This is a genomic window from Promicromonospora sp. NPDC023805 (assembly GCF_040639635.1).
Lineage (GTDB): Bacteria > Actinomycetota > Actinomycetes > Actinomycetales > Cellulomonadaceae > Promicromonospora.
In genome coordinates this window covers 193,499-208,258 of sequence record NZ_JBFAAH010000002.1, presented here as the reverse complement: position 1 = coordinate 208,258, position 14,760 = coordinate 193,499, and the positions used below count along the sequence as shown (strand labels likewise).

Below are 14,760 nucleotides of genomic sequence, written 5' to 3'. Positions count from 1 at the left end.
GGGGAGTCGTGTCCGAGCTGTCGCCGAGACGAGGGGTGATTCCGGCGGTCGTCGCAGCAGCGGCCATCGTCGCGCTCGTCGTGGCTGCGATCCTGGTCGTGGAGCACGCGCTACCTGCAGCGCCTGCCCCGCTGACGGAAGAGAACAGGGCGTCGGGCGGTGTGGACCTGAGGTGCCCGGAGAACGAGTCGATCACGCAGGAGCTGCTCAGCCGTTCGACCTGGACCATGTGCTGGCGGGTGGACTCCAGCCGCGGGCTGGTGCTCGAGGACGTCCACTTCACGCCGGCAGGCCACAAGCCGGTGCAGGTGCTGGCCGAGCTGTCCATCGGGCAGCTCGAGGTGCCGTACGACACGGGCCTGCGCAATACCGAGGACATCACCACGCAGGGCTTCGGCGGCCCCCAGATGATGACGCTCACCCCGACCGAGTGCCTGGGCGAGCGTCTCGAGACGTACCTGCCGAAGGTCGGCGACGGTTCGCTGGGCGGGGGCGGCGCGAAGCGTCAGGTGCTCTGCCAGGAGGTGGTCGACGGCGGCATCGCGTACCGCAGCGGCGAAGGCGAAGGTGCCGAGGTGGCACGGCGCACCGACCTGCGGCTCGCGACCATCTCGAAGGTCGGCTGGTACGAGTACGTCAGCCAGTACACGTTCGGCAGCGACGGGACCATCCGGTCCGACCTCGGCGCCACGGGCGACCTGTCGCCGGAGGACTACGGCGACGACCCCGCCCACGGCTGGCCGGTCGGCCCGGGAGACACCGACTACGCCACCAGCCACTCGCACAACGCGGTGTGGCGGGTGCACTGGGCGCTCGGGGGCCCGAGCAAGCAGGCGGTCGAGCAGTACGACGCCGCACCGACCGGCGAGCAGGGGCCGCGGGCACCGCTCGTGGAGGGCGATCTCACCCCGATCACGCACGAGGGCACCGCGGCGGCGGCGGACCGCCGCTGGTGGCGCGTGGTCAACCCCGCCGTCCTCAACGAGGACGGGCACGAGATCTCCTACCAGGTCGATCTCGGCGCGACGACGCCGTTCGAGCTCACCCAGGACCACCATCACGACGACGTCGACGACGCCGGGTACGCGATCGCGTTCACCGAGGCCGACGACTGCCAGCTGTTCGCCACGGCGAACAAGGAGGGCACGTGCGGTTCGGGTGTGCTCGACTTCGCGCAGGACAAGGCGGAGCTGTCCGACGTCGTCACCTGGGTCGCCGTCGGCTTCCACCACGTCGCGCGCGACGAGGACCAGAGCCCGATGGAGATGCACTGGCAGGGCTTCACCCTGACGCCGCGTGACCTGACCGCCCAGCGCGTCGACCCGCCGTCGGCCCGCGAGGACGTCAACGGGAAGCCCGCCGAGCTGCCCTGACGCAGCCGCCCTGAGCCAGAGGGTATCCCCGCGTATCCCCCGGCCACCAGCCGATATCCCCCGGTCGGGGGAGGGGGAGAGCACGTGGCGGACGGGAGTGTGGAGGCACACCGCACGACCGACCGGAAGGAACCGTCATGGAACGCCTGCCCCGCGCCACGCTCATCGGCGCCACCATCGCGAGCGGCGCCACCGCGCTGCTCGGCCTGGCCTGGATGCTCGGACTCCTGCCGAACGTCTACGCAGACCCCGCAACCGCACTCCTGGTCCGGTTCGCCCGACAGGACGCCGCGACCACCGTCCACGTCGTCACGGCGCTGGCCGGCGTCGCGAGTGGTATCGCGGCGCTCGCCGGCGTCCTGCGCATGCGGGGCCGGGTCTGGGCAGCGGCGCTGCAGCTCGTCGTGTTCGGCGTGGTGCTGCAGGGCAGCGGCCCGCTGTCCACCATGGGCTACCTCGTCGCCATGGCGATGCCGTTGGCCGTCGTGGTCCTGCTCGTCCAGGTGGTGCGCCGGTACCGCGTCGCCCGCTGGACGGTCGGCGTACCCGGCCTGGCCCTGCTCGTCGTCGGCGGGTTCCTGGCGCGGGACGCCCTCGCCGGGATGGTGCGCATGCTCGGTGCCGGCCTGTTCGAGAACCGTGCAGGGCTCCTGCTCTCCCTGCTGGTGCTCGCGGCCGGGACCCTGTGGTCGGCCGTCGGGGTACAGGCCCTGGCGGGCACGCCGGTCATGGAACGCACCACGGACTGGGTGGTGCGGCACCGCAAGGCCATCACGATAGTTGCCGCCACCGGACCGCTCCCGTACGCCCTCGTGCGGCTCACCTGGCTCACCCCGTGGCCGCAGCTCGGGTTCGACCTGGACATGTCCACGCGGATCTGGGGGCTGACGCTGTCCAGCGGCGCCTGGCTCGGCGTCTTCCTCACGCTGGGCCTGATCCGACCCTGGGGCGAGGTGTTCCCCCGCTGGATGCCGGGGCTTGCCGGGCGCCGCGTACCCATCGCCGCGGCCGCCGTGCCCGGTGGTCTGATCGCGGTGACCCTTGTCTTCTCCGTGGTCCCGATGCTGGTGATGTTCAGCGGGCAGAGCCTCGTCGAGGGTGTCGTGGGGGCCGTCGTGTTCCCGTGCTGGTACTGGGGTCCGGCCCTGGCGCTCGCCGTCTGGGGCTACGTCGCCCACCGGACCCGGTCCGAGCGCTCGCCGGTGCCCGACGCCGGGACGCCCGCCCGGGAACAGGTCCCGGCCGTCTGAGGCAGCAGGTTGCCTGGCGGGTGGACCTGAGGACCGGAGAGGATGACGGCATGCGGGCGACGAGGCGGCAGCTCACCAGGGGTCTCGCCAGGGAACTCACCAGAGATCTCGCTCGGTATCTCGCTCGGCGGTTCGCCTGGCAGATGCTGGGCGGGGCGATCGGGCTGGCCCTGGTGCTGCTCGTCTACAGCCTGCTGAACATCGTCGCCGGAGGGCTGCCCGCCTGGGTGGTGGCGGTTGCGACGGTCGCGGCCGCCATCGGGCTCGGGCTGGTACCCGGCGCACGGGAGCTGGAGGTCACCGCGGCCCGCGCGCTGCTCGACGTGGACGACGAGCTGGTGGTCCCGGCCCGGCCCCGCCCCGCGCACCGGCTCCGGACGGCGGCCTGGGTGGCGGGACACCTCGCCTCCGGCCTGCTCGTGGCGGCCGGGCTGTTCGCGGGCGTCCCGATGGCGGTTCTGATCGGCGTTGAGGCAGTCGCCGGGGAGGCGCTGCGCTCCGGGGACTCGTTCTACACCGGGCTGCCGCTGCCGACCGGGCCGGTGTCCCTCGCGCTGCGGCTGGTCGCGTGCGCCGCGTTCGCACTGCTGGCCCTGATCGCCACGTGGCCGCTGGGTGCCGCCGCCGCGGCGCTCGCCGGCCGGGTGCTCGGGCCCACGCCGCACGACCGCATGGAGACGGCGCTCGCCAGGGCTCGTCGGGAGGCGGAGCACACCCGCCTGGCGCGCGAGCTGCACGACGGGATAGGCCATGCGCTGACCGTCGTCAGCGTCCAGGCGGCGGCCGGACGCCGGGTGGTCGCGGTCAACCCCGATGCGGCGGCCGAGGCGCTGGCCGCCATCGAGGACACCGCACGGTCGGCGCTCGCCGAGCTCGACCAGCTGCTGGCGATCCTGCGGGACGACGCCGACGACGACGCACCCGTGGCGCTCGCACCCGCGCTGGAGGACGTCGTCACCGCCCACCGCCGGGCAGGACTCGACCTGGCCGCCCGCATCGACCTGCCTCCGGGTCTGCCGGCTCTGCTGGGCCGGACCGTGCAGCGCATAGTCACGGAGGCGCTCACCAACGCCCACCGGCACGGCGCTCCCGGCCCCGTACGGCTCACCGTGGGGCACGGCGGCGACGAGGTGCGGATCGAGGTCGTGAACCCGATTCTCCTCGGTGCGCGTCCCGGCAGGCGCCAGTCCGGAGGGCGCGGCCTGTCGGGTATCCGGGAGCGCGTGGCCCTGTTCGGCGGCGCCGTCCACGCGGGGCCGGACGGCGACCGGTGGGCATTCCGTGCGACGCTGCCCTGCGCGCCCCAGGCAACAGGCGGGGCCAACCGGAAGGATCCAGATGCCTGACACCCAGGTCCGGGTGCTCGTCGCCGACGACGAACCGCTCGTCCGCAGCGGTCTGCGTCTCATCCTCGACGCCGAGCCAGATATCGAGGTCGTCGGCGAGGCGGGCGACGGCGCCCAGGCGGTCGAGCTGGCGCGCGCCCTGCGGCCCGACGTCGTCTGCATGGACGTGCGGATGCCCGGCGTGGACGGGCTGCGCGCGACGGAGCTCGTGCTGCGGCTGCCGGACCCGCCCCGCGTGCTCGTGGTGACGACGTTCGAGCACGACGGCTACGTGCTCGACGCGCTGACGGTAGGGGCGTCCGGATTTCTGCTCAAGCGGGCGGGCGCCGACGAGATGGTGCAGGCGGTCCGGACGGTCGCCGTCGGGCAGAGCCTGCTGTACCCACAGGCGCTCCGGGACCTGGTCCGGACCCGTCCGCGTGCGGCGGCCGGCGCGCCGGTGCTGACGCCGCGCGAGCGAGAGGTGCTGGGGCTGGTGGCCCAGGGCATGACCAACGCGGAGATCGCCGCCGCGCTAGTGGTCGGCGTCGAGACGGTGCGCACGCACGTGGCGTCGGTCCTCGGGAAGCTGCAGGCCCGGGACCGGACGCAGGCGGTGGTGCTCGGGTACCGGGCAGGGCTCGTCGACCTGTAGCTGGTCCGGGCGTCAGTCCCGGGGGAGGGCCATCTCCACCTGGTCCGGGAACGGCGCGTAGTCGGACGCCAGGGTGCGTCCGGTCCGGCGCCAGCCGAGGTGCTCGTAGAAGCCGATGGCCTGGTCGTTGTCGGCGAGGCACCACAGGCGCGGGTCGCGCATCTCGGCGACCGCCGCGTCCATCGCCGCGCGGGCGAGGCCGGCGCCCCAGCGGGACGGGTGCACCGCCAGGTGCCGGAGCAGCCGCTCGTCGTGGGCGACGAAGCAGGCCAGCCGGGAGCTGTCCACGTCGTCGTCCAGGACGAGCACGCGCACACCTGGCTCGGTGAGCGCGGACTCCCACTTGGCCCGGACCTCGTCGGCGGGGAAGGGATACATGCCCGGCGGGAAGATATGGCCGAGCGCCGCGATCCCAGCGGCGCGCTCGACATCGAGGAGTGCCTGCGCGTCCTCGGGCGTGGCCTGCCGGAATCGGGTCGGTTCCATGCTCAACAGCGTATGCCCCGCCTGCGCCGCGGGCACCACCGTCGAGATTTGCGGAGGGCCGCGATCGACCGGGCACCCTACCGGCTGGCCCAGCTGCTGAAGATCGGGTGAAAGATTTCCCGGAAGTGCTGTGACCTCAGCGCGGTTCGAGCGTCAAGGCTGCATGACAGATACAGCATTCAGTGCAGTGATGTCCCGCTTGACGGCGCTCGACACGCTCTCGCTGCGAGTGAGTCAGGACTGGCTCGCGTTCGGCCTTGATCGGGTCGACGTGCTGGTCATCGACATTCTGACGGTCAGCGAGCTCACGGCCCTGCCGCTCGTGAGCAAGCACAGGCTGATCGCGGAGGAGTCCGACCCCGGAAGGGAGCTTGGCCTGACGAGGGTGTGGACCGGCTGGCTCGGCGACGCCTCGGACGTGGTGCCGGTCGCCATGCGGCTCACGCTCGCGCCCAGTGATGACTGAGGAGGAGGCCGCCGCCGCCTCGACGGCGGCGGCGGCCTGACCCTCAGCGCGGCAGGTGTGCCTCGATCTCGCCGACGATCGCCGGGTCGTCCGGCAGGGTCTTCGGTGAGTAGCGGCGCACATCGCCGCCGGGCAGGACCAGGAACTTCTCGAAGTTCCACCGGATCTTGCCCGAGTGCCCTTCGGCGTCCTCTGCCTTCTTGAGCTCTTCGTAGAGCGGGTGAGCGTTTCTGCCGTTCAGCCTGATCTTGTCGAGCACGGGGAACGTGACGCCGTACGTCATGGAGCAGAACTCGGCGATCTTCTCGTTCGAGCCCAGCTCCTGCAGGAACTGGTTGCTCGGGAAGCCCAGCACCGTGAACCCCCGGTCCTGGTACTTCTTCTGCAGCTCCTCCAGGGTCGCGTACTGCGGCGCCAGGCCGCACCGCGATGCCACGTTGACGACAAGCACCACGTCGTCCTTGTGCTCGGCCAGCGAGATCTCGGTGCCGTCCATGGTGTGGAAGGGGATGTCGTAGAGGTCCATTCCCGCATCGTCCATCTTTGTTGCACTCACTGCAAGGTTTCAGACGGGCTGGATCGCCGGAGCGGCTGTGGTGTTCGACTCATCGGTGTTCGACTCGTCGGCGGCGGAGATGTCGCTCTCCGCTACCGTCTTCCGCTCGTCGTAGACGTCGCGGTCGATCTCGCCGCTCGCGTTCGCGACGAGCATCGCGACGAGCGTGTCGCCGTTGACGTTGAGGAACGTCCGGAAGATACCCGTGAACCAGTCCACCGCGATGAGCAGCCCCACCGCCTCGAACGGGAGGCCGAGCGACGTCGCGAGGAACATCGCGACCACCGGGAAGCCACCCGGCACCGTGATGGTGCCCATGTTGAGGAGCACGGCGAGCGCCATGCCGAGGACCAGCTGTCCCGGTGACAGGGTGACGTCGCCCGCCTGGGCGAGGAACATCACGACGATCATGTAGTTGAGGACGGCTCCGTAGGAGCCCATCGTCAGGCCTACCGACAGGGTGAAGCTCGCGACGCGCTTGCTGATGCCCACCTTCTCGACGGCGTTGCGCAGCACCGTCGGGTAGGTGACCGCCGAGCTCGTCGTCGTGACAGCTATCGCCGTCTGCTCCGCGAGCTTGCGCGGCAGGCGCCACGGGCTCAGCCGCGTGCGCAGCGTGACGACGGTGACGAACAGGACCAGGAGGATGACCACGCCGAGCAGCGTGGTCCCGAGGTAGCTCAGCGCTGTCGTCACGACGGCGAACCCGACGTCTCCCGCGAGCGCCGCCAGCAGGCAGAACACTCCGACGGGCGCGATGTACATGACGAACCGGATCATCAGCAGGACGATCTGCTGGAGCTGGTCGAAGAACCCGAGCACGAGCCGGTTGCCGGTCCGGGCGATGTACGCGTTGAGCGCGGCACCGAACAGCAGCGAGAAGACGATGATGGGCACCATGGTCGCCGTCGACATGGCCTCGAAGATGTTCGTCGACACGAAGCCGAGGACGGTGTCCTGCCAGCTCGTCGGTTCGGGCGGCGTGAGGGCGGGGTCGAGCTCGCCGTCGAACACCATCCCGGCTCCGGGGCGCAGGAGGCTGCTCAGGCCCCAGGCGAGCAGCGCGGCGACGACGGAGAGGGAGATCATCCAGCCGAAGGTCCTGGCTGCGAGCCCGCCGGCGCCCTTGCCGCTCATAGATCCCGTCGCGACGATCACCGAGGCCATGACGAGCGGCACTATCGACATCTGGATGAGCCGGATGAAGAGGTCACCGACGAACTTCAGGTTGCTCGCCCACTCGCCGACGAAGAGCCCGAAGGCGATTCCGGCGATCGCGGCGATGCCGATCTGCAGGGCAGGGTTCTTCAGGGCCTTCACGGTTCCTCCGGTGTCATGTGCCGCACGACCGCGCGGCTCTGCTGCGAAACTAGGCGGGCGCCGTTAGGCCGGTGAGGACTGCGCGTTGCATTCCTGTTTCAACTTCGACGGGTTCTGGCACAAATGTTTCGGGATGATGACCGCAGGTCGTGCGGGGTTAGGTTGACGACGTGAGCCACCCGCCCTCGGGCACCGGACGCAGGCCCGGTCCCAGCAAGCACCGACCGCCGCTGCCGGTGCGGGACGGGCTCAACCCGACCCGGATAGTGCTGCCGCACGACCCGGAGGTGGTCGCGCGGTTCCCGTTCGCGCTCGACTACCTCCTGGACCGGTTCCGCGACGACGAGGTGCGCCTGCGCGAGAAGCTGGGCCTGGGCGAGATCGTCACCGGCAGCGGGGAGCCGCTCACCCCGGCGACCCCGTACGAGCCGCGCGGCTTTCTCTACCTGTACCGCGACCCGCCCGCGCACGAGGAGAAGATCCCGTTCGAGCCGGAGGTGCTGCACCGCGACGAGAACCTGCTCGTCGTCGACAAGCCACACTTCCTCGCCACGATGCCGCGCGGGCGGTGGATACGGGAGACCGCCCTGGTCCGGCTCCGGGTCGCCCTGGACCTGCCGGAGCTCTCGCCGGCGCACCGGCTCGACCGCGGCACAGCGGGCGTGCTGGTCCTCACCGTGCGGCCGGAGGTGCGCGGCGCGTACCAGGAGGCGTTCGCCCGCCGCGAGGTGCGCAAGGTCTACGAGGCCGTGGCACCGCTCACGCCGTCGGACGGCGCTCCGCCCGAAGCCGCCCTGGTCGCCCGGGGCGAGCCCGTCACGCTGCGCAGCCGCATGGTGAAGCGGCGCGGCGTCACCAGGGCCGAGGAGGTGCCCGGCGTGCCGAACACCGAGTCCCTGATCACCCTCTCCGCGGCCTCCGACGCACGTGGTCTGGGCCTGTACCGCCTGGAGCCGCATACCGGCAAGACCCACCAGCTCCGCCTGCACATGGCGTCGCTCGGGCTGCCGATCCTGCACGACCCGTTCTGGCCCGAGCTCCGCGACTCCGAACCCGACGACTTCGACCGGCCGCTGCAGCTCCTGTCCCGGTCGCTCGAGCTCACCGACCCGCTGTCCGGGCGGCTCCGCCGCTTCGAGTCGCGGCGCACGCTCAGCGAGTGGACCTGTCAGACACCCCCGGACGTGTCAGACGCTCAGGTCACCCGAGTGACCTGAGCGCCTGACACGTCCGGGGGTGTCTGACAGGTGCAAGAATCGGTGCGATGAGCACCGCCCCCGACCACCCCGCCCGCGCCGTCGTCGATCTGGACGCGATCCGCGACAACGTGCGCGCCCTGCGGACGACCGCCCCGACCGCGCAGGTCATGGCGGTCGTCAAGGCGGACGCGTACGGGCACGGCCTCGCGCCGGCAGCCCGGGCCGCGCTCGCGGGCGGTGCCACCTGGCTCGGCACGGCACACGCCGCGGAGGCGCTGGCGGTCCGCACCGTCGTCGGACCCGAGGCCCGGATCCTCACCTGGCTCTACGCACCCGGCGCCCCGTTCGCAGACCTGATCAGGAACGACGTCGACATCGCGGTCGCCGCCGCCTGGGCACTGGACGAGGTGGCCGACGGCGCCCGCGCGGCCGGCCGGACCGCCCGCGTGCACCTCAAGGTCGACACCGGGCTGGGCCGCAACGGGATCATGCCGGAGGACCTGCCTGCGGTGCTCGACCGGGCAGCGGCGCTGCAGGCCGAGGGGGCGCTCGCGATCGTCGGGCTCATGTCGCACTTCGCGCTCGCGGACGAGCCCGACCACCCGTCGGTGAAGATGCAGACCCACGCCTTCGAGGACGCGATAAGGGCCGCCGAGGCGGCCGGGATGCCCATCGAGGTGCGGCACATCGCCAACTCCGCTGCGACCCTCACGAACCGGTCCGCCCACTACGACCTGGTACGCGCGGGGATCGCCGTCTACGGGCTGTCGCCCGTGCCGCACCTCGGCGCGCCCGGCGACTACGGCCTGCGCCCGGCGATGACGCTCGAGGCACGGCTCGCCACGGTCAAACGCGTTCCGACGGGCCACGGCGTCTCGTACGGCCACTTCTACACCACCACGCAGGACACGGTGCTCGGCGTCGTCCCGCTCGGGTACGGCGACGGGATCCCCCGGCACGCCTCGGGCGGCTCGCTCGGTCCCGGCGGCCCGGTCCTGGTGGGCGGCGGCGTCGACGACGTCGCGGCGCCCGATACCGGGCTCGGCACCGCCCGCGTGCTGCGGATCGCGGGCCGGGTCTGCATGGACCAGGTGATCCTCGACCTCGGCCCCTACGCACCGGAACAGGCAGGAGACGTGGTCACCCTGTTCGGAGCCTCGGACGGGCTCGCCCGCGCCGGCGCACCGAACGCGGAGGACTGGGCACAGGCAGCCGGAACCATCAGCTACGAGATCGTCACGCGCCTCGGGGCGCGTGTGCCCCGCGTGTACGCGGGTACCGCAGGAAAGGAGACCGCGTGAGCGGCGCAACAGGAGGACCGAGCGACATCACGACGTCGGAGGCGGTGACGCTGGAGCTGCCCGACGCCGATTCGACACGGGCACTGGGCGCGGCCCTCGCCGGGCAGCTCCGCGCAGGGGACCTGGTGATCCTCACGGGCGACCTCGGCGCCGGAAAGACCACTCTTACCCAGGGCATCGGCGCCACCCTGCACGTACGCGGCCAGGTCGCCTCGCCCACGTTCATCGTGGCGCGCGAGCACCCGGCGCTGCCACGTGCCGACGGGACGCGCGGCCCCGGCCTGGTGCACGTCGACGCCTACCGGCTCGGCGGGTTGAGCGAGCTCGATGCGCTCGACCTCGACTCGTCCCTCGGGGACTCCGTGACGGTGGTGGAGTGGGGGCGCGGCCTGGCCGAGGCGCTCGCGGACGACCGGCTGGAGATCGACCTGGAACGCCCGCGCGGTGCGCCGTCGTTCGACCCCGGCGTGACCGCCGAGGAGGATCCGGAGGCGGGGACGCGGAAGGTGACGATCCGCGCCGTCGGGCAACGCTGGGCCGGCATCGACCTGGGCGCGCTGCTGAGCTGAGGCGGTCGGGTCGGTACCCTGGTCATGTGGCCGTTCTTGCTCTTGATACCTCAGCAGCCGTCGCCGTCTCCCTCGTCTCCGATGACGGCACGCGCCTCGCGTCCCGGACCTCGGACGAGCGGCGGCGGCACGCCGAGTCGCTCGCGCCCCTGATCGAGGAGGTCCTCGCCGAGGCAGGGGTCGAGCCCAGCGGCCTGACCGCCGTCGTCGCCGGTACGGGACCCGCACCCTTCACCGGCCTGCGGGTCGGTCTGGTCACCGCGCGCACGCTCGCGCTGACCATCGGCGTCCCCGTGCTCGGCGTGCCCAGCCTCGACGCGCTGGCCGCGCAGGCCGTCAGCGACCTCGGCCTGCGGGCCGGCACGGAGATCCTCGCGACCTCCGACGCGCGCCGCAAGGAGGTCTACTGGGCCCGGTACCGCGTGATCTCGCACGAGGGTCCGCACGGGGTCCCGGTGGTGGAGCGCCTGGCCGGGCCGGACGTCGACCGGGCGGGCTTCGTCGCACAGGCGCAGCTCGCCGCACCCGGGACCCCGGACGGGCAGCTGCCCGTCGTGGTCGGCGAGGGAGCGATGCTCTACCCGGAGTTCCTGCCGGTGGCCGACGACGCGCCCCTCGTCCCCGACGCGACGGTCCTGGCCCGGCTGGCGCTCGTGCGCCGCGCGGCGGGCGAGGAGCAGCCCACGGAGCCGCTGTACCTCAGGCGTCCGGACGTGCACGAGCCGGCGCGGGTCTCGACGGGCTCGACCGCCGGTCCGGCCGGGGGCGTCGCGTGATCACCGAGGTGCGGCTCCGCCCGCTGCGGAACCTCGACTTCGACCGGGTCCTGCAACTCGAGCGCCAGCTCTTCGGCAGGGGTGCCTGGACCTACGGGATGCTCGCCGACGAGCTCGCCGGCCTCGGCCGCTGGTACATCGTCGCGGAGCCGGAGCGGCGCGACCGGGCGGGGGACCAGCCCGTCGTCGGCTACGCGGGCCTGTGGTTCGACGGCGACGTCACGCAGGTCATGACCATCGGCGTCGACCCGGCCGTGCAGCGGCACGGGGTCGGCAGGCAGCTCCTGACCGCGCTGATCGAGCGCTCCCGCAAGGTCAAGGCCGATGCGGTGCTGCTGGAGGTGCGGGTCGACAACACGCCGGCCATCGAGATGTACCGGGACTTCGGGTTCGAGATCCTCGGCGTGCGCAAGCGCTACTACCAGCCAGAGGACAAGGACGCCTACACGATGCGTCTGGACCTGGCCGCCGCCGAGGACGCCCCCGAGGACGCCCCGGTGGAGAGCCCTGCGGACGCCCCGGCCGACGCCCCGGGCGACGCGGCCTGATTCCTTACCGAGCCGAGAACGGGGTTGTGTTCCTGCGGGTGTCCGGAAGGTACACGACCCCGTTCTCGACGAACCAGCAGTCGACGACAAGGGGTAGCACCGCATGAGGGAACGAGTTCTGGTCGACGCCGCGAGCCTGGCCGCAGACCTGCAGATCGGCGGGGGAACCGACCCGGTAGAGGGCAGCCCTGTGGTGCTCGACGTCCGGTGGGCGCTCGGGATGGCCGACGGTCACGACCAGTACCGCGCCGGCCACATCCCGGGCGCGGTCTACGTGGACCTGGAGACGGAGCTCGCCGCACCAGCGTCGTCCGCCGCCGGGAGGCATCCGCTGCCCTCGGCGTCTGCGTTCCAGCAGGCAGCGCGTAGCTGGGGTGTCTCGGCGGGCTCCCGCGTCGTCGTCTACGACTCCGTCGGCGGCACGTCCGCTGCTCGTGCCTGGTGGCTCCTGCGCTACTTCGGCGTGGCCGGCGTCCGCATCCTCGACGGCGGGCTCGCCGCCTGGAACGAGGAGGGGTTCGCCCTCGAACCGGGTGAGGTGACGGCCGAGCCGGGCGACGTCGTCGTACGGCCGGGCGGGATGCCCGTCCTGGGCGCCGACGAGGCAGCCGCACTGGCCGACGGCGACGGCGTGCTCCTGGACGCGCGTGCCGCCGAGCGCTACCGCGGCGAGGTGGAGCCCGTGGACCCGCAGGCGGGGCACATCCCCGGCGCGGCCAGCGCACCGACCACCGAGAACCTGCGCGCGGACGGGCGCTTCCTGTCGACCGCGGAGCTGAAGCGGCGGTTCGGGGAGCTGGGGGTCTCGACAGGTTCGACCAACGGCGGGGTCGGGGTCTACTGCGGCTCCGGCGTCACGGCGTCGCACCAGGTGGCCGCGCTCGCCGTGGCCGGCGTGGACGCTGCGCTGTACCCGGGCTCCTGGTCGCAGTGGTCGAACGACCCGGCGCGGGAAGTAGCGACCGGCGCCTAGCCGGTCGGCGGGCCTCAGGACGCAGTGCGCTCCTCGCTGAGCACCGTGATCTTCTGCCATACCTTGCGCGACATACCCATGGTCAGCGTCTCGATGGTCGACACCGTGTTCAGCACTATGTCGTCCTGGGACTCCTCCGCGCACAGTGCGGCGGCCTTGCTCACCATGGACAGGAGCTCGGTGCAGTACTCCAGGTAGTACTCGATCTGCTGCGGCGTGAGGCCGCCGTCACCGCCGTCGGTCCCGCCCGCGAAGGCGTCCCGGAGGCTCTCCGGCTCCTTGGTGAGCTGGTGCATGTCGATGATGTGCGCCAGGGAGCGCAGCCGGTGCAGCTTGGCCAACAGGTCGGCCCGCTGGACGCGCTCCGGGAACGAGTACAGCAGCACGACGGCGATGGCGACGAACACTATGTCGTTCACCGCGCTCTCGATGAGCGGGAGCCACTCGAGGCCGTTGTCCGGCGCCTCGGTGAACGCGGCCTGCACGGCGAAGCCGAAGGCGACCAGCGCGACGAGCACCACTATGCCGATGACCGCGTGCGACGCGGTACGGACGAGGCGGCTGCGTCGGCGGGACCCGGCGGACGTGTCCGCCACCTGCTCGGTCAGGGCGACGAGCTCCTCCGCGACGCGGTGGATGCCCCGCTCGGGGAACCGTGCGCCGATGCGGTCGCGCAGGCGGCGAGCCGTCTCGATGACAGGGACGGGCTCGAGCTTCTCCAGCGTTCTCGCGGTCACGGGAGGCAGCGTAGAGCCCTCCCGCACACGGCGGCGCTGTCGGGTCAGACGGTGATGGTCGTGAGCGGCATCGACGAGTCCACGGGGATGTCCAGGCTGCTCGGGGCGACCCCGGCGGCCACGACTGCGGAGCCGAGCGCCGCGATCATCGCGCCGTTGTCGGTGCAGTACCGGATCGGCGGGATGCGCAGGTCGATCCCGGCCTCGGCGCAGCGCTTGGCCGCCATCTCACGCAGCTGGCTGTTGGCCGAGAACCCGCCGCCGATCACCAGCGTGTCGACGTCGTGCTTGTGGCAGGCGGCGATGGTCTTGGCGGTGAGGACGTCGGCGACCGCCTCGGCGAACGACGCGGCGACGTCGTGCACGGGGATGGGCTGACCGGCGTCGGTGCGGGCCTCCACCCAGCGGGCGACCGCCGTCTTGAGGCCGGAGAACGAGAAGTCATAGGCGTGCTTGGCCTGGTCCTTCGCGGCGGTGAGGCCGCGGGGGAACCGGATCGCCGCGGGGTCACCCTCGCGCGCGAGCCGGTCGATGTGCGGGCCGCCGGGGTACGGCAGCCCGAGCAGCCGGCCGACCTTGTCGAAGGCCTCGCCCGCCGCGTCGTCCAGGGTGGAGCCGAGCTCGGTGACGTCGGTGGCGATGTCGTTCACCATGAGCAGCGAGCTGTGGCCGCCGCTGACGACGAGCGCCATCGCGCGTTCCGGCAGCGGTCCGTCGACGAGCTGGTCCACGCACGCGTGCCCGATGACGTGGTTCACGCCGTAGAGCGGCTTGTTGAGCCCGATCGAGAGGGCCTTCGCGGCCGACGCACCGATGGTGAGCGGCCCGACGAGCCCGGGGCCGGCGGTCACGGCGATCGCGTCGACCTCGGACAGGTCGACGTCTGCCTCCCCGAGCGCCCGCTGGATGGTGGGGATCATCGCCTCGAGGTGAGCGCGGCTGGCGACCTCGGGGATGATGCCGCCGTAGCGGGCGTGCTCCTCCATCGAGCTGGCGACGGCGTCGACCAGCAGCTCGTTGCCGCGGACCAGCGCGACACCGGTCTCGTCGCAGGAGGTCTCGATGCCGAGCACCAGGGGTTCTGCCATGGGGACCAGCCTAGGGTCTGTTTGGGGTTGCAAGGGCCTGAGCAGCCGGCCCCGTCATCAAAGCCTACTGACAGGACCCCTACTCGTCGTGACCACCACAGGTCGCGGCATGGTGAGGGCCTGAACGACGTAGGAACC

At 71.9% G+C, this 14,760-nt stretch carries 16 protein-coding genes; 11 read left to right on the top strand and 5 right to left on the bottom strand.

Annotated elements, in window-relative coordinates; all coding sequences use genetic code 11:
* The first annotated feature begins 8 nt into the window (after positions 1-8).
* From AB0F70_RS04330 to AB0F70_RS04315, 4 genes are all read left to right on the top strand, one after another.
* Positions 9-1,373, top strand: a complete 1,365-nt coding sequence (locus AB0F70_RS04330; RefSeq protein WP_357443655.1) for a copper amine oxidase — start codon at positions 9-11, stop codon at positions 1,371-1,373.
* A gap of 137 nt (positions 1,374-1,510) precedes the next feature.
* Positions 1,511-2,623 (top strand): hypothetical protein, encoded by a 1,113-nt coding sequence (locus AB0F70_RS04325; RefSeq protein WP_357443653.1) that lies wholly within the window; start codon positions 1,511-1,513, stop codon positions 2,621-2,623.
* A gap of 50 nt (positions 2,624-2,673) precedes the next feature.
* On the top strand, positions 2,674-3,969 hold the full coding sequence (locus tag AB0F70_RS04320) for a histidine kinase (RefSeq protein ID WP_357443651.1): 1,296 nt from the start codon (positions 2,674-2,676) through the stop codon (positions 3,967-3,969).
* Positions 3,962-4,603: a response regulator transcription factor gene (locus AB0F70_RS04315; protein WP_357443649.1), complete on the top strand. Its 642-nt coding sequence runs from the start codon at positions 3,962-3,964 to the stop codon at positions 4,601-4,603. Before AB0F70_RS04320 ends, AB0F70_RS04315 begins: the two co-directional genes overlap by 8 nt.
* Before the next feature lie 12 nt (positions 4,604-4,615).
* On the opposite strand, the gene AB0F70_RS04310 is transcribed toward AB0F70_RS04315, so the two are convergent.
* Entirely contained in the window at positions 4,616-5,089 is a 474-nt protein-coding gene (locus AB0F70_RS04310; protein WP_357443647.1) for a GNAT family N-acetyltransferase, read from the bottom strand.
* 190 nt (positions 5,090-5,279) lie between these two features.
* Here AB0F70_RS04310 and AB0F70_RS04305 point away from each other — a divergent pair, with 190 nt between their 5' ends.
* Complete coding sequence (locus AB0F70_RS04305; RefSeq protein ID WP_357443645.1) at positions 5,280-5,555, top strand: hypothetical protein; 276 nt, start codon at positions 5,280-5,282, stop codon at positions 5,553-5,555.
* 43 nt (positions 5,556-5,598) lie between these two features.
* Here AB0F70_RS04305 and AB0F70_RS04300 read toward each other — a convergent pair whose 3' ends face one another.
* Positions 5,599-6,081 (bottom strand): glutathione peroxidase, encoded by a 483-nt coding sequence (locus tag AB0F70_RS04300; protein ID WP_357443956.1) that lies wholly within the window; start codon positions 6,079-6,081, stop codon positions 5,599-5,601.
* Positions 6,082-6,120: 39 nt separating this feature from the next.
* Positions 6,121-7,431 (bottom strand): dicarboxylate/amino acid:cation symporter, encoded by a 1,311-nt coding sequence (locus tag AB0F70_RS04295; RefSeq protein WP_357443955.1) that lies wholly within the window; start codon positions 7,429-7,431, stop codon positions 6,121-6,123.
* A 170-nt stretch (positions 7,432-7,601) separates the two neighbouring features.
* On the opposite strand from AB0F70_RS04295, the gene AB0F70_RS04290 reads away from it, so the two are divergent.
* From AB0F70_RS04290 to AB0F70_RS04265, 6 genes are all read left to right on the top strand, one after another.
* The gene (locus AB0F70_RS04290) at positions 7,602-8,648 is read left to right on the top strand and encodes a pseudouridine synthase (RefSeq protein ID WP_357443953.1); all 1,047 of its coding nucleotides are present in this window, start codon (positions 7,602-7,604) and stop codon (positions 8,646-8,648) included.
* Between the two features lie 47 nt (positions 8,649-8,695).
* Positions 8,696-9,931 (top strand): alanine racemase, encoded by a 1,236-nt coding sequence (gene alr, locus AB0F70_RS04285; RefSeq protein ID WP_357443951.1) that lies wholly within the window; start codon positions 8,696-8,698, stop codon positions 9,929-9,931.
* Positions 9,928-10,500: a tRNA (adenosine(37)-N6)-threonylcarbamoyltransferase complex ATPase subunit type 1 TsaE gene (tsaE, locus tag AB0F70_RS04280; RefSeq protein WP_357443949.1), complete on the top strand. Its 573-nt coding sequence runs from the start codon at positions 9,928-9,930 to the stop codon at positions 10,498-10,500. The genes alr and tsaE overlap by 4 nt, the downstream gene beginning before the upstream one ends.
* Positions 10,501-10,526: 26 nt before the next feature.
* Complete coding sequence (gene tsaB / locus AB0F70_RS04275) at positions 10,527-11,276, top strand: tRNA (adenosine(37)-N6)-threonylcarbamoyltransferase complex dimerization subunit type 1 TsaB (protein WP_357443947.1); 750 nt, start codon at positions 10,527-10,529, stop codon at positions 11,274-11,276.
* Entirely contained in the window at positions 11,273-11,824 is a 552-nt protein-coding gene (gene rimI / locus AB0F70_RS04270; RefSeq protein ID WP_357443945.1) for a ribosomal protein S18-alanine N-acetyltransferase, read from the top strand. The genes tsaB and rimI overlap by 4 nt, the downstream gene beginning before the upstream one ends.
* A 103-nt stretch (positions 11,825-11,927) precedes the next feature.
* A complete protein-coding gene (locus AB0F70_RS04265; RefSeq protein ID WP_357443943.1) occupies positions 11,928-12,797 on the top strand; it encodes a sulfurtransferase in 870 nt (289 codons plus the stop codon).
* A gap of 14 nt (positions 12,798-12,811) precedes the next feature.
* Here AB0F70_RS04265 and AB0F70_RS04260 read toward each other — a convergent pair whose 3' ends face one another.
* Positions 12,812-13,534 (bottom strand): hypothetical protein, encoded by a 723-nt coding sequence (locus tag AB0F70_RS04260; RefSeq protein WP_357443941.1) that lies wholly within the window; start codon positions 13,532-13,534, stop codon positions 12,812-12,814.
* 44 nt (positions 13,535-13,578) lie between these two features.
* Complete coding sequence (gene tsaD, locus AB0F70_RS04255; RefSeq protein WP_116673638.1) at positions 13,579-14,622, bottom strand: tRNA (adenosine(37)-N6)-threonylcarbamoyltransferase complex transferase subunit TsaD; 1,044 nt, start codon at positions 14,620-14,622, stop codon at positions 13,579-13,581.
* Between the last annotated feature and the right edge of the window lie 138 nt (positions 14,623-14,760).